This is a genomic window from Anaeromassilibacillus sp. An250 (genome assembly GCF_002159845.1).
Taxonomy (GTDB): domain Bacteria; phylum Bacillota; class Clostridia; order Oscillospirales; family Acutalibacteraceae; genus Anaeromassilibacillus; species Anaeromassilibacillus stercoravium.
Genome location: NZ_NFJK01000022.1, coordinates 21,448 through 43,681 on the forward strand (window position 1 = coordinate 21,448; position 22,234 = coordinate 43,681).

Consider the following 22,234-nt stretch of genomic DNA (forward strand, 5'->3'; position numbering starts at 1 on the left):
TTCCCGTCCCCTGGCATAAAATACAGGCTTGAAACCTTTGTAACAAGTTTGTAACCGAAAGTTTTTACATTCTGCACAGAAAACACGGTCAAAATCTTCCTAAGCAACGGGGAAATCCGGTCGAAAACGGAAGCTTCTCCGGAAAACGGTGGACAATTCTGATTTTCGACTTGTTCATAATGCTCAAAATCGCGCTTTTTCCAAATTTGACAATGGGCGATTGGATGAATATAATACGTGCATTGACAACCCCAATAACCATGAAGCGGCGAGCGGGAAGATTTTTTCCCGCATGTAGTAATTGATTTACTTTGTCGTAGGCTCTTTTCCCTGCCAAACAGGATGGCTGGGGGAGGGTGATGGCACGAACCGAAATTGCCGCAGAAAAGGAAAAAGGTGAAACAATGTTCAATCAGAATGCGAAGCAATTTGTGGAGAACGCAAAGCGCTTCCTGTGCAAAACCCCGTTGAAACGGTTGACCGCCCTGCTGGTGATGGTCGTGATTACAGTGAGTTCTGTTATCACGGTTATGGCCGCCACGCGCGACGTCAATCTTACGTACAATGGGGAGATCTACACGCTGCAAACAACCAGCGGCGGGACGCAGGACATCCTGAATCAGGCAAAAGCCCAATATCCGGAAATCGAAGTTGGGCCGATGGACGACATCTCCCGTTCGGAGGACGAGACGGCGATCAACCTGACCGTGAAGAGCGCGTATGACGCAACGGTTTTGGCGGACGGCGCCGGCCACACTATGCTTGCTTATTACGGTGAGGACGTGGAAGATGTTTTGGAGAAGGCAGGCGTGACCCTTGGCGTGAACGATGTGGTGGAGCCTGCGAAGAACGAGAAAGTGACGGATGACACGGAAATTACGGTCACCCGCAGATATGAGGTGTCCATCACAGCGGATGGGGAAACGAGAGAGCTCTTGGCCCCCTCCAATACGGTGGCACAGACCCTGGAGGACCAGGGGATCCCCCTTGGTTCCGACGACCTCGTCAGTGTAGACCTGGATGAGCGCGTATGCGACGGTATGCAGATCGTCGTCTCTCGCGTAACCTATCAGGACGTCACGGTGACGGAAGAGATTCCTTATGAGACGACAACAAACAAGGATGCGAATCTTGACAAGGGCAAGACGATTGTGGAAGTAGAAGGCCAGGTCGGAAGCCAGTCTGTTGAGAAGCGCCAGAAGTTTATCGACGGCCAGCTCGTGGAGGAGACGGTTCTGAACACAACTGTGCTCAAGGAGCCTGTCACGCGGGTGGTCACGGTCGGTGCAAAGCCGAAGAACGGCATTGCAATCGTCAATGGGGACGGCACGCTCACGGATCACAACGGCAATACCATTAAGTATTCCAAGGTGGTATCCGGGCGCAGTTCGGCCTATACGGGCGGTGGATATACGTCCACCGGGAAGCCCGCGGCGGTCGGCCTTGTGGCGGTCAACCCGAAGATCATCCCGTATGGAACGAGAATGTATATTGCATCCCCGGACGGCAAGACCGTCTATGGTTATGCGATCGCTGCGGATACCGGCGGCGGCGTAAAGAGCGGCCGGATTGTAGCGGACTTGTACTATGATACGTACAATGAGTGCATCAACTTCGGTGTGCGGAATATGAACCTCTATATCCTTGAGTAAGGTTTCCCCAAAGGGAAACCCTGTTATAGGCAAAAAGAGGCCGGAAATCCCTCTGCGCGGCATTTGCCGCGGGGAGTCGGCTTCGCCTACCCAAACGGAGGAAACAGCCATGCATCCGGGTATGGCAATTGAATAAGGAATTTCAAGGAGCGCCCTACGTGGGCGCTTTTTGTTTTGTCTTTTTGGGGGGCTGGGGTGTCTAAAGAGAAGGGGAGGAACGCAATGGATCGTTCTTATGTTCGAATTTTTTGGCGGAGGCCCTTGTATTTATAGAACATATGTGTTATTATAACTTTGCAATAGAACATATGAGCGTTTTACAGGAGGGGATAAGATGTTAGCATGTATGGGGATTCTGTTAATAACCGGCGCGTGCGCGCTGTTTGTGAAATACCAGCCGCGGATATTGGAAAATCAAATGCTGTGCGGCATGATGGCGGTCATGGGGCTGGTTGCCCTGCTTGCGGGGCAGGGTAACGGACTTTTTACCGCTGTACAGGTGGGGCTGGGGGTTGCCATGGCGGTCTGCTGCACGCTGCGGGTGCGCAGGGAGTATGCCTGCCGCCTGCGCCGGCAAAGGAGGATGCGAGCCCTGCACCGCGCGCCGGTGGGGGCTGGGCCGCTCAAACGCGCTAGCTGACCGGTTGACAGAGCTTTTGGCAGGGCGTATACTGGATGGCAAATCATGCGGACCCAAAGGTCCGGTAGGAAGGGTTGTGGGGTTTGTTGGATTACGTATATGCGGCCATGTGGTTTGCCGCCGCCCTGCTGTTGTTCTTCCGGTTTGGGAAGATGAATAAGATTTTCTACTTCGCCGGTGCATTATTCCTGGTGATGGGCGGCTGGTGGCTCGCAGGGGCTATTTTGCAGCAGGATCTGTTTGCCGGCGCGCTGGGCTGGGCGTTCCGCGGGGTGATGGCGGTTGCCTTAGTGCTGCTGTGCATGGCGTATTACCGGGAACGGAAGAAAAGCGGCGGGCAGTGAGGTTGGCAGCCATGCCAAAGAAAAGGCTGAGGTTGTGAAGCTTAACGCTCGATCGGAAGCAAAGCAATTTCTCGGAAAATTGCAATCCATTTTGGGCCGGGGCGCATACTATGAGGGTGCGGGGCAAATATATTTTCCACCGCTTCAGATAGATTGCCCGGGCCCGGCCAAGGCCCGGGCGTCCAGCTGGCCCCGGGATCTTGGCGTCTGTTCGCTCGCGGCGGCAAATGTGCGCAGGGCTTTTGCCCTGCGCACATTTGGCATTTCCGGGAAAAGGCGGGGGCCGCACCGAATGAATGCAAGGCGTTTTGGCAAGGGGACTACAGGGAGAGGGTTCATTTTTCAGAAGAATCCGAATCCTTTTTGCCCGGATTCGCTTGTGTGTACGCGATTGGTTGAAAAAAAGACCGTTTTCGGCTAAAATGGAGAAAAAGACAACCGGAGCCGCAAGGCGGCCATGGAATTGAAAAAAGGAGGCTGCGGTCATGCTGATTGCACCATCGATGTTGTCCTCGGACTTTTCCACACTGGGGGAGGAGACCGCGCGGATGGAACGTGCGGGCGCGGATTGGATCCATCTGGATGTGATGGATGCCCATTTTGTGCCGAACCTGACCTTCGGAGCGCCCATTGTGGGGGCGATCCGGCCCTATACGAAGCTGCCGTTTGACGTCCATCTGATGATCAGCGAGCCGCTCCGCTATGTGGATGACTTTTTAAAGGCGGGCGCGGATATCATTTCCTTTCACTTGGAGGCGGAGAGCAGTGTGCATGAGACGATCCGGGCGATCCGCGCGGGGGGCGCAAAGCCCGCCGTGGCCCTGAAGCCCAAGACCCCGGTGGAGGCGGTGCTGCCGTTTTTGGACGACCTCGACATGGTTTTGGTCATGACGGTGGAGCCCGGCTTTGGCGGGCAGTCGTTTATGGCGCCCATGATGGACAAGGTGCGCACCCTCAAGGCTCATGGCGCATTTGTGGAAGTGGACGGGGGGATCAATCCCCAGACGGCGGTTGCCGCGAAGGAAGCAGGGGTGGACGTCTGCGTGGCGGGGACAAGCGTGTTCCACGCGCCGGACGCTGCAAAGGCCATTGCAACGCTCCGGGAAGGGAAAGGGGTGGTCCTTTGACGCTACTGCCGCGCGGCGTCCATCTGGAGCCGCACCGAGAAGAACCGCTCAAACAGGGGATTCAGGAGCTCCCAAAGCCAGCGGAGCTGTGGATCCCTTTGGTGGGATGTACGGTGCTTTCCGAACGCCTGGTAGAGCCCGGGGATTGGGTGGACAAAGGCGCCCCGCTCTCCTCCCCGCAGCGTTCCGTGCCAGCCCATGCCCCGGCTGCAGGGCGGATCAAGGAGATCCGTGAGCTCCCGCTTCCCCTGCAGGGGACGGTCCCCTGCGCCCTTTTGGTGCCGGACTGGGCGTATGAAGGGCCGGAACAAAAGCCGCCCGCCCAGGGGCAGCAGGAAGAAGTAATTTCGGCCGCGGCATCCGCCGGGATTATCGATGAATTTGATGGCCTTCCGCTGTACAAAAAGCTGAAGCGGTTCCGCAGGCGCGGTGTAAACCTGTTGCTTGCCAATGCGATTGACGACGACCCCTATGTCGCATCCGCGGTGGCCGTCCTGCGGGAACAGCCGCAGAAGGTGGCCGACGGGTTGGCTGCCGCGGCAAGGGCCTGCGGCGCGGCGGAGTGCCGGGTCACCGCCAGCTCCCGCAAGGAGATGAAGCGGGTTCACGAGGCCTGCCCTGCGGTAGAACCAATGCCGGCAGGGGAGCGCTATCCGGCGCGCGCACTGCTCAAGCGGGGCTTATATGCCAAGGGAAACACAACGGGATTCATCGGCGTACAGGCCTGCGCCGCCTTGGCGTCGTTTTTGGAGAATGGGACGCCGCAGACCGAAACCGTGGTCACGGTGGCGGGGGACGCGGTCCCGCACCCATATAACCTGCGTGTGCCGGTCGGGACCCCGCTGCGGGAGCTTCTCGCCTTTTGCGGTGTGGAGGGGACGCCTGGCGCCTGTTTTGTCGGTTCCTCCATCACGGGAAAGCGGGCGCCCGACCTGGACGCCCCTGTGACGCTGGACACGCGCTGCCTGATCGCCTTGCAGCGCCAGCCCCGCTGGAGAACCTATCCCTGCATCGGCTGTGGAAGCTGCGTGCGCGCCTGCCCCCGGGGGATCCGCCCTTGGGAGGTATGCGACCAGCTTTCCCGGGAAAACCCCGATCCCCTGCGCATGGTAAACGTCCAGCACTGCATCGCCTGCGCTGCGTGCAGCCTGGCGTGTCCCTCCGGCATCGACTTGGTCGCGCAGATGCTCCGCGCGGCGGAATTCAAGAAAGGGGGCGAATGAGATGCCTTCGTTGCAGGAAACGCCCTGTTTAAGAAAAGAACGCAGCGTCCCGTCCCTGATGTGGAACGTGACGCTCGCCCTGTGTACGCTGTTGGTGCTCCCAACGGTCTATTATGGATGGCGGCCGCTGGCGATGGCCTTTGTGACGGTGGCCCTCTGCTGCCTGGCGGAGGTCGCGGTCTGCCTGGTCCGCCGCCGCACCATCCATTCGGACCCGTCCCTATTGGTTACCGGCTTGGTCATTGCCCTGTTGATGCCGGTGAACGCGCCCTTTTGGATGCCTGCGGTGGCGGCATTGTTTGCGGTTTTGGTCGTGCGCGCGCCGTTCGGGGGGACGGGCTGCACGCCGTTTAACCCGGCTGCGGCGGGGGTGGCGTTTGTCACCATCTGTTGGCCGGAGCGCATGTTTTCCTATGTGAATTCCACCATTGGATGGGTGCTGCCGGTGTTCGGGGATTGTACCTATATGGAAGTGCGCTCGCCGGCTGGGGTCCTGAAGGAGGGCCTCAAGCCCGACATCGTGCCGTTGGAGATGCTTTGGGGCCGCTTTGTGGGGCCCATGGGGACGACCGCCATGCTGGTGATCGGCGCATGCGGCCTGTTCCTGGTTTTCCGGCGGATTGCCAATTGGGAAGCGCCGGTATTCTTTTTGCTTGCGGCAGCGCTGTGGGCGGCGCTGTGCCCGCGCATCGCTTGCAGCCCGCTGACGTCCGTCAAATACGAGCTGATGTCCGGTTCCCTGTTTTTCTGCGCAATTTTTATGGTGACGGACCCGGTGACCGCCCCCCGCACCGCGGTGGCGCGGAGCATTTACGGCGCCTTTTGCGGCGCCTTGGTGATGGCGTTCCGCCATTTTGGTGCATATGAACAGGGGGCGTGCTTTGCAATATTGGCGTCCAATGCGATTGCCCCGCTCTTGGACCGGGCGGCCGGCGCGGTGCGCGTATGGGGAGGGAAGATCGTTGAAAGCTAAAACCGAACAAACGCGTCCATCCGGACGTTCCACCCTGCGGGAAACCCGGACGGTCTTTACAAACGGCCTGTTCTTTAAAAATCCTGTATTGATCGGCGCGCTGGGCCTGTATCCGGTGGTGGCGGCGGGTTATAACCTGCGCATGGCCGTCGAACTCTCGATCCTGCTGTTTTTAATTACCCTTCCGACCGGCCTGGTCTGCTGCTTCCTCGGTGGCTTGATCCCCAATTGGCTGCGACCTGGCGCTGTGCTTGCCGTGAACGCCGTGTTCTACTTGCCGGCAGCCTGGTGCTTGAACCAGTTGTTCCCGGGGTCCCTGCATTCGTTGGGGATATACGCGGGGTTGACCATCTGCAATTCGATGCTGCTGTCCCGCTGCAACGACTATGCGCCGTATCATCTGGCGCGCGCTGTACTGGCGGATGTCTTTGGCTGCATGATCGGATATTCCCTGGTTTTATGCGGGTTTGCCTGTTTGCGGGAATTCCTTCAGCGTGGCAGTGTCTGGAACAGCAATACCGGGACTTACATTGCGGCAGATAAGGGCACAGCCTTGCCGTTCTTTGGGTTTATCTTGCTGGGGTTTGCAGCCGCCTTTACAAAGTGGGCGGACAACCGGCGGGATAAAAAGGCGGAAAGGCGGGTGCCGCGCGGATGAATATGTTTATGGAGCTCTGCTTGGCCGCGCTGTTGGCGGTTGCGGCGGAGAATGTGATCTTTACTGGGGGGATTGGCTTCAGCCGTGTGCTGCGCGCTGCGCGCAAGCCAAAAACCATTGCGCTTTATAGCTGTTTTGTTGGGCTTTTTTCCCTGGCCTCAGCGTTGACGGCCTGCTATTTGGGGCCGGTGCTGTTATCAAACAGCACCCTGCTGTTTATGCGCCCGGCGGTTTATGCGTTCTGTGCGGCGCTGGCCTATCTCCTGGTGGCTTTTGTCTTAAAGACTTTTTTACCGAAAATTTACGGCAAGGTTGGGGCGATCCTTTCGCCTGCTGCGATCAACTGCATCGTGCTGTCGATGCCGTATATGCAGCGCAGTTTTGCTATGCGCCCACATGAGGCGGCAGGATTCGCGATTGGGACAGGCGTAGCGTTCTTTTTGGCTGCACTCGTGCTTTCTGAGGCGTTGGCACGTTACCGCAACGAATATATGCCGAAAGCGTTCCGCGGCTTGCCCTCCGTTTTGATTTATGTGGGGATTCTCTCCATGGTCTTTGTGGGCGTGACGGGAGGACGGCTGTTCGGCTGAGAGGGCGCACGGCGAGGGCCGCCATAGCTTAAGAAGCAATCTTAAAAAGACGGCGTTTTGCTGGATGCTGCGACCCAGGAGGCAATTACGTCTACATCGCCCGTGCGATTTACTGTAAAAGTGGAAAAGGTTGACAAGTATCGAATGATTTCTATTGGTTCGATTGATTCGGTGTGCCGTGGATTTTTCTACGGCACATCTTTTATTTTGGAAAGCTGACTACAATTTTCTGAGTATGATAAATTAGATTTTCATGAAATGCAGCGTGTAAACATGACCTGGAATATAAATTTTGCCTGTTCCTAAATTTTTTAGGAATACAAACGTGTAATTAACAGCTTATAATATATTAAATAGAAAAATGAATCATAAATCGGGGCGAATAATGCATGATTCACCAAAATATAATAATATTTATGGATAAATTATATAGGATATAAATAACCAAATTTTAAATATAGAAATAAAGCAGAACCATAAAATGGTATAATAATACAACAAATAAGGAATGCCTATATTCCTTATTTTGTACGGCCGCAAAGGGCGGCTATTGAGGATGTAAAAATAGAATGGAGGAAAAGACATGAAGGCAAAAAAGAGCAGAGTCATTTTGTCTGGCGTGTCCCTGCTGTTGGTGCTGTGCCTGTTGGTGGGCGGCACGATGGCGTGGTTCACAGACACGGAGAAGGTCGATACGAACTTCACGGCGGGCATCCTGGATGTCAGCGTGAAACCGGGCGAAGAGGGGAAGACGGCCCTCGATTTTAAGAACCTGCGCCCGATGCTGTACGAGAACTTCTACAAGGAACTGGACAAAAACGAATGGAACAACGACGTAACACAGGGCGGCACGACCGGACTGAAGGACAGCCACTATGAACCGGTCCCGGCGTACTTCAAGCCGGTGGAGATCACGAACGAAGGCACACTGCCAACAAAGGTGAAGCTTTCCCTGGAAGCGGGCAATGGCTGTGCGGATGGCGAGCCGATCCTGACGAAGGACAACATCACCATCACCCAGGACGGCAGCAAGCAGGACTGCGCGAACCGCCTGGCGCCGGTGCTGAAGGTATTCGTCTACAAGCTCGTTGGCGAGGACTGGACGCTGGTGAAAGGCGTCAACCTGAACACGGCGTATGACGAGGCTAAGGCGAACCCGGACGGCGTGGCGTCTGAGAACACGGCGGAGGAAGCCAACAGTACATACATGACGGCGATGATCCCGGCGAACGGCACAGCGCAATATGTGATCGCGGGCTATCTGCCGGAGACGGTCGGCAACGCATACCAGGGCCAGCATTACCATGGCAATCTGGTGCTGAATGCGTACCAGATGGACGACACTGCGGCCGGAAATCCGGACGAGGGCGGTTCCAGCTCGGAGGACCCGGACGATCCGGACCGCTTTGAGGACAACGTGACCATCGAATGGCGCAAAAACACAGCGGACGGCGCGCTGGTGGATAGCAAGAAGGCGACGTTTGAAAGCAGCACAACGGTTTCGGCAACCATGTATCCTGCGCCGGAAGGCTATGTGTACAGCCCGGATGCGGCGGGCCAGTCCACCGCGGTGACGGTTGACAACGAGACGGGCGCCGCAACCCCGGCGACGGTTGTCTTTACCGTGGTGCGCGAGGACGTGGAAGATGCGGTCATCACCGTGCGGTATAACAACACGCTCGATACGGACGACACAGCGGACGACGTCATGCTCACGACAACGCAGACAGTCTCCCTGGCAGCTCCCGGCGAGTACTACATCGCTGCGGAAAATGCTCCCGACCAGTCTGGGAGAAGCAGAGCGGCAGGAAAAACCAGGATTGACGTCCCGGCAATCCCGGAGGCAGGCTATGTGTTCGATCCGGACACCCAGTCAATTGATGTGACGGTTGACGCAGAGGGCAACGCAATGCCCACAGAGGTCACCTTCAATGTGCGCAAGTCGAACGCATATGTCATCATCCAGTATTATGACCAGGCGCTGGTTGGCAGCTACCGCGATACGGTGGCCGCAACGGATGGGCAGCAGTACACCTATGCGACGACCACGCCGGTGGTGGCAAACAATCTCCCCTCTGGATACGAGTTTGCTGCGCCGGATGCAACCACGACCATCACCTATCCGGACGATTTCGATATGGAAAACTCCACAGGCGATATGAGCGATACCCGCGTGGAATATGTTATGTTCCAGGTGAAAAGGACGTCTGAGCCGACCAATCCGGATTTTGCCGGTGGCGATGGATCGCAGGAGCATCCGTTCCTGATTACCAATGATGACCAACTTAATGCTGTAAGAAAGTATATGGATAAGCCGTATTACTTTGAGGTCGGAAACAACTTTTCCATCAGCACAACAAAGTATGAAGACTGGAATCCTTTGGGCCGTGACGGTTCTACGGTGACAGAGTTTATCGGGAACTTTAATGGCGCTGGCTATACCATTAGCGATTTCCATGCAAACAATGAATTCGTGTATCCGGCGGGAAGCGGAGTAGGCTTGTTTGCCAGCATTGGTACAACCGGTGTCGTCGAAAACCTGAACTTTGAAACCCCCTATTCGTTTGGCAATGATACCGTGGGCGTAGTTGCCGGACTCAACAAGGGCCTTATCCAAAATTGCCATCTTGTAGATGGAGGAAAGGTAGAAGGCGTAGGCGAATCCACCGCACAGACAATTGGCAACCGTGTAGGCGGCATTACGGGTGAGAACCAAGGAACGGTTCGCAATTGCTCTTCCTCCGTTGAAGCAGTAGGGTATATTAATATCGGCGGCTTGGTTGGCATTAACTTTGGTACGATTGAAGGATGCTATTCAACCGGCGGTGTAAATACAGATTATACCTCGCTTGCTCCTAGTAATGAATTGAATGTCCCAGTGCAGTATGTTGGCGGACTGGTTGGCAGCAACCAGCGTGGCGCAACGATTGTGAACTGCTATAATAATACGAGCGAAGACGTTGCAGGCTATAACGGTGTTGGTGGCTTTATTGGCTATAATGCAGGAACCGTGCAGAACTGTTATTCCAGATCGACTGGTAGCGTCTGGTCCAACAGATATATGATTGCCCACCGCTGCATTGGCGCCATTGACGCAGCAGCAGGAGCGAATCCGATTGCGACAAACGTCTATTACGAGTCGAATTATACAACCGCAAATGTAAACAAGGGCGTTAACAAAACGGCGGCTCAGCTTCAGAGCGGGACCTTGACAGGAATCCAGGACAATAGCGCGTGGGTTTGTGAGAGCGGTTCTTATCCGAAGCTGGCATGGGAAGTTGCATAATCTTTCTGTGAGCGAAAGTTAAAGAAGTAGGACGAAAAGCCCCGGCGGGAATTCCCGCCGGAGCTTTTGTGTGGTGCTGCGCCACTTGCAGATGAAACGAGCCATACGTTCATGGATTGGAAGCCCTGCGTCACCATTCGCGTGTGTATCCTTGCTGTGGGTTTGCATCGTAAAGCAGCGCAGGACGTCCTGCGTTTCTAGAATTTTTGAGAAAACGTGTTTCCAAAGCGGAAACCCGCGTTGGAAATTGAACAGATGGGGTGGTGTTGGGGTTGTGTTGACGGAATCCGGCACTTCCCTTTGCAACGTTACTTCCCAACGGTGTTCCCGCACTTATAAACGGCCTGTAAATCTGCTTTGTTTTATCAAAATTCCCGAAAATATATTGACATTTTATCGTCAAAGTGTATAATAATATATTGATAAATTGTTAAAGATTTATCAATATCGATTTGATTCTACATATTTGGAGGTATTTGTCATGTCCAGATTTACCCTTCCCCGCGATATTTATTACGGCGCCAATGCGCTGGAAAACCTCAAGAACCTGAAAGGAAAGAAGGCTGTCCTCGTTTTGGGCGGCGGCTCCATGAAGCGCTTTGGCTTTGTGGACAAGGCCCTGGCTTATCTGAAGGAAGCCGGCATTGAGACCAAGCTCATCGAGAACGTGGAGCCCGATCCCTCCGTGGAGACCGTCATGAACGGCGCCGCCGTAATGCGCGAGTTCGAGCCCGATTGGATCATCTCCATGGGCGGCGGTTCCCCCATCGACGCAGCCAAGGCGATGTGGGCGTTCTATGAGTATCCCGAGACCACGTTCGAGGATCTCATTACCCCCTTCAATTTCCCGGAGCTGCGCCAGAAGGCCAAGTTCTGCGCCATCCCCTCCACCTCCGGCACCGCTACGGAAGTGACCGCCTTCTCCGTCATCACCGATTATAAAAAGGGCATCAAGTACCCGTTGGCAGACTTCAACATCACCCCGGACGTGGCCATCATCGATCCGGCCCTGGCCGAGACCATGCCTCCCAAGCTGGTGGCTCACACCGGTATGGACGCACTGACCCACGCGATTGAGGCCTATGTGTCCACCTTGCACACCGTGTTCACCGATCCGCTGGCTCTGAAGGCGATCGATATTGTGAACAGCGATCTCATTAAGTCCTTCAACGGCGACATGGCTTGCCGTGAAGAGATGCACTATGGCCAGTGCTTGGCGGGTATGGCGTTCTCGAACGCCCTGCTGGGAATTGTCCACTCCATGGCGCACAAGACCGGCGCTGCGTTCTCCACCGGCCACATCATCCACGGCCTGGCGAATGCGATGTATCTGCCCTATGTCATCGCCTACAACGCCAAGGCAGACGGCGTTGCGGAGCGCTATGCCGACATCGCCCGCACCATGGGCGTGACCGGCGATACCACGGCTGAGCTGGTCGAAGGCCTCCGCGCCAAGATCCGCTCCATGAACGACACCATGGGCATCCCCAACACGCTGAAGGACTTCGGCATCATCGAGTCCGAGTTCCAGGAGAAGCTGAACACCATCGCGGAGAACGCTGTGGGCGACGCCTGCACCGGCTCCAACCCGCGCCCGATCGACCCCGCTACCATGGCGAAGCTCTTCACCTGCATCTATTATGGAACGGAAGTTGATTTCTAAGAGGCGTTCCTTATCCTGAATAATCCCCAAGGACGTACGGCTTGCAGCCGTACGTCCTTCTTTTTTGAAAGTATGGCTTTGCTGCTTCTTTGGCTGTCCCCCTTTCCGCCCGTATATTTTGCGGTTTTGCCCGCTTCAATACAGGCCGGGCAGATCCCTCTATCAAAGCGGTCCAGCTTCATCCATGTTTTTCTGCTTGGGTCCCGAATAAAAAGGGCTTTTTAGCCTTCATCTGCCCCAAGGACGGGTTTTCCTCTTTCAGCGGCAGGGGCTTTCCTTGCAGATCGGGCGGCGCCTGCTCCGCTCGTTTTGCCGGGGCCTCTGCTGCTTTTCCGCCTTTTGCTGCATGCAGCTTTGCGTCCTTTAAACAAGCGCGATTCGTTTTTTCATACATTTTTTCATGCAGTCCGCAGAACCAGGGAGTTCCCAAACTTTATGGGAAACGAAGGGATTTCCTTGTTATGCATGCCAACGGCCGGTATAATGATGCTGAAACCACGGATGGACCCAAAAGGATGGAGGAGGAATGGGAAACTCATGAAACGAGGGATCGGATTTTTATTGAGCCTGGCGATGCTTTTGGCGGCTTTGGGCCCGATCGGGGCGGGGGCGGCGGTTGCCAAGGCCGCGGAGGGCGATTTGCCCGAATCTTATTATGTACAGCCCCCCGTGGGGACGTGTGCATCTTGCGGTGCGCCCCTGTTTGCGCGGGAGGGCAATTGGGCGGAAGACCAGCGGTGTTACGACTGCTGGGCGAATGACCGGAACAAATGGAGTATCGTCCTTTGGACGCCGCCCCGCCCGCATTGTGCGCACTGTGGAAATTCCACCCTGGGGAACACCTCCGGCTTGTGCGACGGATGCGTCATGGCGGGCTGTGGGGAACACACCCAGACCGTTGCGGTTGTGGATAAAGCGACGGGAAAGCCGGTGGAGGGCGCGATGGTGACAGGCGGGGCCTTGGGCCCTGCGCAGACGGACGCCTCCGGGAAGGCCTCGAAGAGCGAACCGCACATGCACCTGGACGGGACCGCGGATGTGTTGGTTTCCTGCGACGGCTATCAGAGTCAAAAGCTTTCCGTGGCCGTCCGGGAGCTGGCCGAGACATTGACCGTGGAATTGGAAACCCTGCCGGAGACGTTTACCATTCCGCTGGATCTTTCCTCGTTTGTGGGGGAGGCCTACGGGCCGGTCCTGTTGAATGCGGAATGGCAGCTGGAGCCGCTCCCCTTCCCGATCAAAGTGGATCACCTGCTGTCCAATGAGGTGACGCTCACGCGGGATCCGGAGACCGGCGAGTACAAAGGGTCGTTCCAGCTCAACGGCTTGGCAGAGCTGCTGTTCCAGGGGAAGGCCGCCGTCGAAGGCGAAGTAACCGCCCAGTGGGACGAGGAACAGGCCCGGTTAGAGCTGGTCAACTCGGATGTAACGGCTTCGGTCACGCTCTCGCAGGATCTGAGCTATCTATTCCTGGGGGTTGACGGGGAGCTGACGCCGCAAATTCGCCTGACCGGGGCGTATCAGGAGGACGGTTCCCTGCATTTGGTGCCGGCGGTCTCCTGCTCCGGCTCGGCGTACGCCTACCTGGGGAAAAAATTGGAGCAGGAAGTCCTCGCGGGAAAAGTCAAATTGAAGCTCGGCGCGGAATTGACCGGCGGCGTAAATTTCACCATGCAAGCGGACCTGGCCAACGGCGAAAACGTCCTACAGGACTTTGTGCAGTTGGGCGGGAATCTGCGCGCGGTGGCCAAGCTGTTGGGGTTTGAACGCACCTGGGAGGGATATTATTGGCAGTATTACCCCGTGGTCTCCGAAGAGGATGGCCCGGCGTATGAACCGCCGCAGCCGGTAGACCGTTTCCCCGGCCGGAGCGAGACCGGCACCGCTGGTGAGGACAGCCAGCAGTTCCGGCCGGACGCAGCACCCGCCTTCCCAACGGAAGAAGGCGACCCGGTGGTGGAAAACGCTGGGGATCATGCGGACCCGGTGCTTGTGCCGTTGGGCAACGGCTCGGTTTCTTCCGGGACTTCTGGCAAGTACAATGGGGCGGCTGCGTTGTTTTGGGTGGAGGATGCAACGGAGCGCACGGAGATCAACCGGTACCGGTTGGTCTACTCCCTGTACGACGGCCTCCACTGGGGCGATCCCACGCCGGTTTACGACGACGGGACGGCGGATTTTGCCCCGCGCGCCGTAACGGTCAACGGGGAAGTGTACCTGCTTTGGCAGAGCGCCAACCAGGAATTTCCCGGGATGGTCAACTCTTCCGAATATGCGCGTTCCATGGACCTTTATGCGGCGGTGCTGCGGGACGGCCAAATGCAGGATGTGACGAACCTCACCGAGGAAACCGGCGGGTACTGCGGGATGCACAATCTGGAAGTGGTGGACGGGAACGTTACTGCGGGCTGGTTGGCAAACGACTCCGGCGACCTCCTGTTTGCCGAAGGGCAAAACCATCGCTACGAAGCGGTTTATGAGCAGGGGGCCTGGAAGGTACAGAGGGAGGACGCGGTCGCGGAAGCGAGCGCTCCCGGGATGCAGGCGCTGGAGCTGATGGTCCCGCTGGGGCAGGCGGACGCAGCGGAAAGCGTTGAAGCGGCGGGAACGAAGTTCTATTGCCGGGAGGACGGCTCCATCGCCTGCGAACGGCAGGGGGAGGAGCTGATCCTGGCGCCGGACGCACAGACGTCTTCGTTTGAAACCGTGACCAATGGGGAACTGGTATTCCTGTATTGGCTGCATGCCGGGGAAGAGGGCGCGTTCCGACTGGACGGCGCGTTTTATCACCCTGGAACGGGAAAATGCAGCGCCGCCCAGACGTACCTCGGCCATGGGAATGCGCTGCATGGAATAGATGCCTCGATGGACGGCGGCGGGAATGTGCTCATGGCCTACCAGTCGTCCGATTGGAGCGGCACGCAGCGGCGCTCCTATGCGTCCAGCGACCTGATGACCGCGGTCATTGCGCCGCCGCAGGACATGGCGGACGGCGGCGTTCCGTGGGTTTTGCCGGCTGTGTCCGGCAGCGTCCTGGTCCTTGCGGTTGTGGGCGCAGTTATATTCCTGATGCTCCGCAACCACCGGCAGCGGAAGGGATAAAGAGGGCTTTGCGAACGGAAAGAGCGAATCGTGAAGGCTGTTTGACAGGCAGAAAAAAACGGATATGCGCGGAAGTGAAGCGCATATCCGTTCCTTTTTGTCTTTATGTTCTTACAGGAAGTTGCATCCTGCTTTGCAGGAAGGCGAACCGGCGTACATCAATATTGGATCGCGCTGAGCAGCTCGTCCATCTTGTTCCGCTGGGCCAGCTTGCCAGTCCCATAGAGCACGGTATCCTCGATGCGGGCGATCACAAAATACAGTTCGCCGTTTTCCACCGTATATTTGCTGTAGGCGGCAGAATCGACGTTTGTAGTTCTTTCTGCGGTTTTCGGCTCCCCGATGTACTCTTTGAGGCCGTTGTACGTGGTTGTCGCCGTCTCCTGGTCTTTACAGACGGCGAAGTCGATCTGCATATCGATGGTCTGGTCGTACGCGGTGCGGGCGGAGACATAGGTTTCCGGATCGACGCTGGGCGTTTCGACCGTAAAGCCGACCGCAGAAGCCTGCGTTTCAAATTCTTCCGCCGTGACGGGCGTGCGCGCGGAACATCCAGTGCAGAACAGGGAGATCAGGACCACCAATGCAAGCAGGCGTGCATATATCGTTCGTTTCAATGGTATACCTCCTATCAATGAAATTTTCTTTTGTACAGAGATTCCAGTGGGCCATATGCGGCAAGCCACGGGAAAAAGAAAAGTCTTCCCTTTATTATACGACTTTTTTCGGATTTGTATAGAGGCAAATGCCTAAAATATATAAAATCCTATGCCTTTATAAGGGGGATTATCGGCATATGTATCAACCGGCGCCCGACCCGGAGCGTTCAGTCCCCGTGGAAATGAGCAAGATGGGCGGCCAATCAAAATGCGGCAGCAAGCGCTATGCCCGGATGGATTCCCAAATGGATTCCCGTGCCCGAAAATTTGCCCAGGCAAAGCCTGCATAGTCAGGACTTTCCTGCGGATAATATGGACATGACACCGTTTTCGAAGATTCAACAGAAAGGTCAAATATAGATCATCAGGAGGGAATCAATTTTGAAGGCAACAGGAATCGTAAGAAGAATTGACGACCTTGGACGCGTCGTCATCCCGAAAGAAATCCGCCGCACGCTGCGCATCCGCGAAGGCGATGCGCTTGAAATCTTTACAGACGCGCAGGGCGGCGTTATCTTTAAAAAATATTCCCCGGTCGGGGAGATGTCCACGTTTGCCGGGCAGTATGCAGAGGTCCTGAACAAGGTGACCAACCGGCCGGTGGTCATGTGCGACCGCGACCACGTGATCGCCGTGGCAGGCGTCTCCAAGAAGGAATACCTGGAGCGCCGCGTCTCGCCGGAATTGGAGGAGTATATGCAGAACCGGATGTCCTATTCGAACGGCGACGCCAGCGAGATCCGCCCCGTGGAGGGGATTGACCGCACCGCCTGCATCCTCTACCCGATCATCGCGTCCAGCGACGTCAACGGCGCCGTGGTGCTGCTCTCCAGCGAGACGCAGGAGCCCGCGGGCGAGACGGATGAAAAATTGGTGCAGGCAGCGGCGTTCTTCCTCGCAAAGCAGATGGAGGAATAAAACGCCCGCGGCGGAAGGAAATTTCGAAGGGGAGACGGTGAAGCAACCCTTCTTTTTGAAGGCGGATCTGCCGTTTGACCGGCGGCGATTGGCCGACAAGATGGCCGCTTTGCAGAAAATGCGTGGAAAACAAGCGCAGGACCGCAGAAAAACCGCAGTTCTCCGCCGCGTACCCTTGCATTTTTCCAGCAGTTGTGCTACACTATACAAGGTAATATTATGTGAGGATGAAAGAGTGGGGCAACCCACTCTTTTGTTTGCATTATGAGGTGAAACGATTGGCAGCGAAAAAGAAAGGCGGCAATACGGTCGCCCTGGTGCGGCGGCTGGCAGAGCCGATTGCGCGGGACCTGGGCCTGATGCTCTGGGACGTGCGCTTTGTCAAAGAGGGCGCGGATTGGTTCCTGCGCATTTTTATCGACAAGCCGGAGGGGATCGGCATCGAGGACTGCGAGGCGATGAGCCGCGCGATCAACGGCCCGCTCGACGAGCTGGACCCGGTGGAACAGTCCTATTGCCTGGAAGTCTGCTCTCCGGGAATGAACCGCGAGCTCACGCGCGACGAGCATTTCGCCGCGTACTTGGGCGCACCGGTACAGGTCAAGCTGATCCGCCCGGACGAGGACGGGCAGCGCGTGATTGCCGGGATCTTGGAGGATTACCGCGACAGCACGATGATTTTGCGGATGGAGGAAGGAGACGAACGCTCCGTGGCCAGAAAGGACGCTTCCAGCGTGCGGCTGATGGACGACGACTTTGGAGGGATTGAGGAATGAGCGAAGTGTTTGAGGCGTTGAGCCTGCTCGAAAAGGAGCGCGGCATCCCGGTGGACTTTATGGTGGACCGCATCAAAAAGGCCATTGTGACCGCGTGCAAAAACAGCTACGGCAACGAGGACACCGTCATCAATATGGACCCCGAGACGGGCGTGTTCGAGGTGTATCTGCGCAAGACGGTGGTCGAGGATGTGGAAGAGCCGGGCAAGGAGATTTTGCTGGAAAAGGCGCGTGAGATCGACCCGACGGCAACGGCCGGGGATACGGTCAGCGTGCACCTCAATACAAAGGAGTTTGGACGCATTGCCGCGCAGACCGCGCGCAACATCATCCGCCAGGGCATCCGCGACGGCGAGCGCGGCCAGATGATGCAGGAGTTCCAGAGCAAGCACCAGGAATTGGTGACCGCCCTGGTGGAGCGCATCGACCCCCGCACGGGCGCGGCAACCCTGCGGATCGGCAAGGCCGAGGCGGTGCTGCCCAAGAGCGAGCAGGTCGGCGGCGAGGAGCTCAAGGAGGGCGACCATGTCAAGGTGTATGTGGTGGATGTCCGCGAGACGGAAAAGGGCCCCCGCGCCATGATCTCCCGCACCCACCCCGATTTGGTCAAGCGCCTGTTTGAGACGGAAGTGCCGGAGATCTACGACGGCACCGTCGAGATCAAGGCGGTATCCCGCGAGGCGGGGTCCCGCACCAAGCTGGCCGTCGTCAGCCACAACGCGGACGTGGACGCGGTCGGCGCGTGCATCGGCGCGCGTGGCGCCCGCGTGTCCAGCATCGTCAACGAGCTGGGCGGCGAGAAGATCGACATTGTGGAATACAGCGACGACCCGGCGAAATTTATCGCTTCCGCGCTCTCCCCGGCGACGGTCCTCTCCGTCGTGACCGCGGAGGACGGTTCGCATGCCTGCCGCGTCACCGTGCCGGACAGCCAGCTTTCCCTGGCGATCGGCAACAAGGGCCAGAACGCGCGCTTGGCGGCAAAGCTGACCGGCTGGAAGATCGACATCAAGCCGGAGAGCGGCTTCTACGGGGAAGAAGAGACTGCAGAGCCCAAGGCCGAGGAGGAGCCTGCCGCCGAGCAGGAACCGGCGGAGGCCGCGGAGGAATAAGCGGCCAAACGGGAGGAAATTCCGGACGGGGGTTCACCCGGTTCGTATCATAGGAATAGGGTGCGGTTGCCGCACCCGCGGAAAACAGGGAAACGGCGCCGCGCGTCCAACGGACGGTTGCACCCAACGGGTGCAAAAGCGCAGGGGAAGGGTTCCCCAAGCCGCGGTTGTTTTCATATAGATTCATCAGCGTACGTTTAAGAAATCACAGTCGGGAAGGGCGGTGTGTGCAAATGCATCAAAAGCGGGTCCCCCTGCGCATGTGCGCCGGATGTGGGGAGAGCAAGCCGAAAAAAGAATTGGTCCGGGTGGTCCGTTCACCGGAAGGGGAGATCTCCCTGGACCTGACGGGCAAAAAGCCCGGGCGCGGCGCTTATGTTTGCAAGAGTGCGGACTGCCTCCGGGCGGCGCGAAAAGCGAGGCGATTGGAACGAGCCTTCTCCTGCCAGATTCCCGCAGAGGTCTATGACCGTATGGAGGAGGAGATCGGAAAATGAATGAAAACAACAAGCGGCTTCTGTCCCTGTTGGGACTGGCGCGGCGGGCAAACCGGCTCTCACTGGGCAGCGATCCCGCCGAGGAAGCGCTGCGGAAGGGCCAGGCGCGCCTGGTGCTGCTGGCAGAGGACCTCTCTCAGCACACCGCGGGCGGCGTCCGGTTTGCGGCGGAGGAAGCCGGGGTGGACGTCCTGACAGCGGCGTGCACCATGGACGAAATCAGCATGGCTCTTGGAAAGCGAACCGGAGTTGTTGCAGTGAATGACGCAGGGTTCGCAAAAAAACTGCATGAGCTGTGCGAAGCCGGAACCGGCGAGCAAGTGGTGAAATGAGGAGGAATTTCGTATATGATGATTAAATATCGCGTTCACGAGGTGGCAAAGGACCTGGGACTCCCGAACAAGGAGGTCATCGACACCTTACAGAAATACACGGGCGAGACCAAAAAACATATGACCGCTCTGACGGAGAACGAGCTGGATGTCGTGTTTGAGGAATTCACGCAGAAGAACCGCGTGGAGAGCTTCGACGAATATTTTGCAGACCAGAAGGAACCGGCGGTGACGGTCACAGTGGAGCAGGAACCCGCCGCCCCGCAGAAGCCCGCCGCGCCCGCGCGCCCGGCACAGCCGCAGCAGGGCGGAAACCAGCCGGCCCAGGCGAAGGCGCCGCAGCAGAACGGTGCGCAGGGGCAGCAGGGGAATGCGCCGCGCCGTCCGGCGGTAAAGCCGGGCAAGATTACGCCGGTGCGCCCTGCGCCGCAGCAGAACGGCAACCAGCCGGCCCAGACGAGGGCGCCGCAGCAGGGCGGTGCACAGGGCCAGCAGGGGAATGCGCCGCGCCGTCCGGCGGTGAAGCCGGGCAAGATCACGCCGGTGCGTCCCGCGCCGCAGCAGAATGGCGGCCAGCAGCCGCATAAGAAGCCGGGCGCGCCCATCCCGCCGCCCCGCCCGATGCAGACCGGCGCGCCGAACACCACCAACGTCAAGCGCGGAGAGGGCCGCCTGGTCGATACCCGCGCCTCCCATGTGGAGCTGGATAAATACAACGAGAAGTACGACCGCCTGGCCTCCGAGAAGGTCCGGACGGAGAACATCGTGCAGAAGCAGAAGATCACGCAGCGCAGCAGCCAGTACCGCGGCAAGCCGCGCAACGCCCGCCGGGAGACCGAGGCGGAGCGCCTGCGCCGCATCGCGATGGAGCGCAAGGCGAAGCCGATCACTGTCACAATCCCGGAGGAGATCACGGTCAACGAGCTGGCGCTCCGCCTGAAGGCGACGGCCGCCGAAGTCATCAAGAAGCTGATGGCCAACGGCGTGTTCGCAACCGTGAACGACACCATCGATTTCGACACCGCCTCCCTGATCGCCATGGAATTCCATGCGAAGGTGGAGAAGGAGGTCGTCGTCACGATCGAAGAGCGCATCATCGACGACAGCGAGGACGACGAGGCGAACCTGGTGCCGCGCGCGCCGGTTGTGGTGGTCATGGGCCACGTCGACCACGGCAAGACCTCCCTGCTGGATGCGATCCGCCACGCGCATGTGACGGACACCGAGGCGGGCGGCATCACGCAGCACATCGGCGCCTACCGCGTCAAGATCGGCGACCGCGACATCACCTTCCTCGACACCCCGGGCCATGAGGCGTTTACGACCATGCGCGCCCGCGGCGCACAGGTGACGGATATCGCCGTGCTGGTGGTGGCTGCGGACGACGGCATCATGCCGCAGACGGTCGAAGCGATCCACCATGCAAAGGCAGCGAACGTCTCGATCATTGTGGCGATCAATAAAATGGATAAGCCGGGCGCAAACCCGGATCATGTGCTCCAGCAGCTCACGGAATATGAGCTGGTGCCAGAGGAGTGGGGCGGCGATACGCCCTGCATCCGCGTCTCCGCGAAGAAGAAGGAAGGCATCGACGACCTTCTGGAGATGATTACATTGGTGGCCGATTTGAAGGAACTCAAGGCCAACCCGGACCGCGCCGCCAAGGGCACGGTGGTGGAAGCGCGCCTGGACAAGGGCCGCGGCCCAATCGCCACCGTTTTGGTGCAGAACGGCACCCTGCATACGGGCGACATCATCGTCGCAGGCACGGCGGTCGGCCGTGTGCGCGCGATGACGGATGAAAACGGCAAGCGCATCCAGTCGGCCGGCCCGTCCGTCCCGGTGGAGATCACCGGCCTGGACGACGTGCCCGCGGGCGGCGACATCATGAACGCCGTTTCCGACGAGCGCCTGGCGCGCGAGCTGGTCGAACAGCGCCGCAACGAGCAGAAGGAAGCGATGTTCAACTCACAGACCAAGGTCACGCTGGATAACCTCTTCGACCAGATGCAGCAGGGCGAGATGAAGGAACTGCAGATCATCGTCAAGGCCGATGTGCAGGGCTCTGTGGAAGCGGTGCGCCAGTCCCTGGAGAAGCTCTCCAACGACGAGGTGCGCGTCAAGGTTATCCACGGCGGCGTGGGCGCGATCAACGAGTCCGACGTCATGCTCGCGAATGCATCGAACGCCATCATTGTCGGCTTCAATGTGCGTCCCGACCCGGTGGCGGAGGACAATGCAAAGCGCAGCGGCGTGGATATGCGCCTCTACCGCATCATTTACGATTGCATCGAGGAAATGGAATCCGCGATGAAGGGCATGCTGGCGCCGAAGTTCCGCGAGGTCCAGCTGGGCCGCGGCGAGTGCCGCCAGGTCTATAAGATCTCGAATGTCGGCACGGTCATCGGCGGCCATGTCACCAGCGGCAAGATCACCCGCACGGCGGACATCCGCGTGGTGCGCGACGGTATCGTGATCGCGGAGGACAAAGTTTCGTCCCTGAAGCGCTTCAAGGACGACGTGAAGGAAGTCGCCGACGGCTACGATTTCGGCATGACGCTGGAAAAATTCAACGACGTCAAAGAGGGCGACGTATTGGAAGCCTTCACGATGGAAGAATACAAAGAGGACTGACCGGTTTTGCCGGTTGTCCGGGACGGCCCGGGGCGCGCTGGCGCGCTG

General features: G+C 58.0%; 19 protein-coding genes. 18 read left to right on the plus strand and 1 reads right to left on the minus strand.

The window, feature by feature from the left end; genetic code table 11:
* Window positions 1-359: 359 nt before the first annotated feature.
* The 11 genes from B5F54_RS15215 to B5F54_RS15280 all read left to right on the plus strand — a co-directional run bounded on the left by B5F54_RS15215 (window position 360) and on the right by B5F54_RS15280 (window position 15,258).
* Window positions 360-1,652: a 3D domain-containing protein gene (locus B5F54_RS15215; RefSeq protein ID WP_087235058.1), complete on the plus strand. Its 1,293-nt coding sequence runs from the start codon at window positions 360-362 to the stop codon at window positions 1,650-1,652.
* A gap of 334 nt (window positions 1,653-1,986) precedes the next feature.
* Entirely contained in the window at window positions 1,987-2,292 is a 306-nt protein-coding gene (locus B5F54_RS15220) for a hypothetical protein (protein ID WP_087235059.1), read from the plus strand.
* Between the two features lie 83 nt (window positions 2,293-2,375).
* Complete coding sequence (locus B5F54_RS15225) at window positions 2,376-2,636, plus strand: hypothetical protein (protein ID WP_087235060.1); 261 nt, start codon at window positions 2,376-2,378, stop codon at window positions 2,634-2,636.
* 485 nt (window positions 2,637-3,121) lie between these two features.
* On the plus strand, window positions 3,122-3,763 hold the full coding sequence (rpe, locus tag B5F54_RS15235; protein WP_087235062.1) for a ribulose-phosphate 3-epimerase: 642 nt from the start codon (window positions 3,122-3,124) through the stop codon (window positions 3,761-3,763).
* Entirely contained in the window at window positions 3,760-4,986 is a 1,227-nt protein-coding gene (locus B5F54_RS15240) for a 4Fe-4S dicluster domain-containing protein (protein WP_087235063.1), read from the plus strand. The genes rpe and B5F54_RS15240 overlap by 4 nt, the downstream gene beginning before the upstream one ends.
* A 1-nt stretch (window position 4,987) precedes the next feature.
* Window positions 4,988-5,959 carry an RnfABCDGE type electron transport complex subunit D gene (locus tag B5F54_RS15245; RefSeq protein WP_087235064.1) on the plus strand — a complete coding sequence of 324 codons (972 nt, stop codon included), beginning with the start codon at window positions 4,988-4,990 and terminating at the stop codon, window positions 5,957-5,959.
* Window positions 5,949-6,617, plus strand: a complete 669-nt coding sequence (locus B5F54_RS15250; RefSeq protein ID WP_172749767.1) for an Rnf-Nqr domain containing protein — start codon at window positions 5,949-5,951, stop codon at window positions 6,615-6,617. The genes B5F54_RS15245 and B5F54_RS15250 overlap by 11 nt, the downstream gene beginning before the upstream one ends.
* Complete coding sequence (locus tag B5F54_RS15255; RefSeq protein ID WP_087235066.1) at window positions 6,614-7,207, plus strand: Rnf-Nqr domain containing protein; 594 nt, start codon at window positions 6,614-6,616, stop codon at window positions 7,205-7,207. Before B5F54_RS15250 ends, B5F54_RS15255 begins: the two co-directional genes overlap by 4 nt.
* 583 nt (window positions 7,208-7,790) lie before the next feature.
* Window positions 7,791-10,493 (plus strand): TasA family protein, encoded by a 2,703-nt coding sequence (locus B5F54_RS15260; RefSeq protein WP_087235067.1) that lies wholly within the window; start codon window positions 7,791-7,793, stop codon window positions 10,491-10,493.
* A 481-nt stretch (window positions 10,494-10,974) separates the two neighbouring features.
* Entirely contained in the window at window positions 10,975-12,156 is a 1,182-nt protein-coding gene (locus B5F54_RS15265; RefSeq protein WP_087235068.1) for an iron-containing alcohol dehydrogenase, read from the plus strand.
* Window positions 12,157-12,693: 537 nt separating this feature from the next.
* A complete protein-coding gene (locus tag B5F54_RS15280; RefSeq protein WP_087235071.1) occupies window positions 12,694-15,258 on the plus strand; it encodes a hypothetical protein in 2,565 nt (854 codons plus the stop codon).
* 158 nt (window positions 15,259-15,416) lie between these two features.
* Here the strand turns inward: B5F54_RS15280 and B5F54_RS15285 are convergent, their stop codons facing one another.
* Window positions 15,417-15,875, minus strand: coding sequence for a hypothetical protein (locus B5F54_RS15285; protein WP_087235072.1), 459 nt, complete (start codon window positions 15,873-15,875; stop codon window positions 15,417-15,419).
* A gap of 179 nt (window positions 15,876-16,054) precedes the next feature.
* On the opposite strand from B5F54_RS15285, the gene B5F54_RS17775 reads away from it, so the two are divergent.
* The 7 genes from B5F54_RS17775 (at window position 16,055) to infB (ending at window position 22,186) form a co-directional block, all read left to right on the plus strand.
* Window positions 16,055-16,207, plus strand: a complete 153-nt coding sequence (locus tag B5F54_RS17775; protein WP_172749768.1) for a hypothetical protein — start codon at window positions 16,055-16,057, stop codon at window positions 16,205-16,207.
* Between the two features lie 91 nt (window positions 16,208-16,298).
* Entirely contained in the window at window positions 16,299-16,835 is a 537-nt protein-coding gene (locus tag B5F54_RS15290; protein ID WP_087235073.1) for a stage V sporulation T C-terminal domain-containing protein, read from the plus strand.
* A gap of 269 nt (window positions 16,836-17,104) precedes the next feature.
* On the plus strand, window positions 17,105-17,611 hold the full coding sequence (gene rimP, locus B5F54_RS15295; protein ID WP_237967088.1) for a ribosome maturation factor RimP: 507 nt from the start codon (window positions 17,105-17,107) through the stop codon (window positions 17,609-17,611).
* Window positions 17,608-18,723 carry a transcription termination factor NusA gene (gene nusA, locus B5F54_RS15300; protein ID WP_087235075.1) on the plus strand — a complete coding sequence of 372 codons (1,116 nt, stop codon included), beginning with the start codon at window positions 17,608-17,610 and terminating at the stop codon, window positions 18,721-18,723. The genes rimP and nusA overlap by 4 nt, the downstream gene beginning before the upstream one ends.
* A gap of 233 nt (window positions 18,724-18,956) precedes the next feature.
* Window positions 18,957-19,220, plus strand: coding sequence for an RNase P modulator RnpM (gene rnpM, locus B5F54_RS15305; RefSeq protein ID WP_087235076.1), 264 nt, complete (start codon window positions 18,957-18,959; stop codon window positions 19,218-19,220).
* On the plus strand, window positions 19,217-19,552 hold the full coding sequence (locus B5F54_RS15310; RefSeq protein WP_087235077.1) for a L7Ae/L30e/S12e/Gadd45 family ribosomal protein: 336 nt from the start codon (window positions 19,217-19,219) through the stop codon (window positions 19,550-19,552). Before rnpM ends, B5F54_RS15310 begins: the two co-directional genes overlap by 4 nt.
* A gap of 15 nt (window positions 19,553-19,567) precedes the next feature.
* A complete protein-coding gene (gene infB / locus B5F54_RS15315; RefSeq protein WP_087235078.1) occupies window positions 19,568-22,186 on the plus strand; it encodes a translation initiation factor IF-2 in 2,619 nt (872 codons plus the stop codon).
* Window positions 22,187-22,234: the final 48 nt, after the last annotated feature.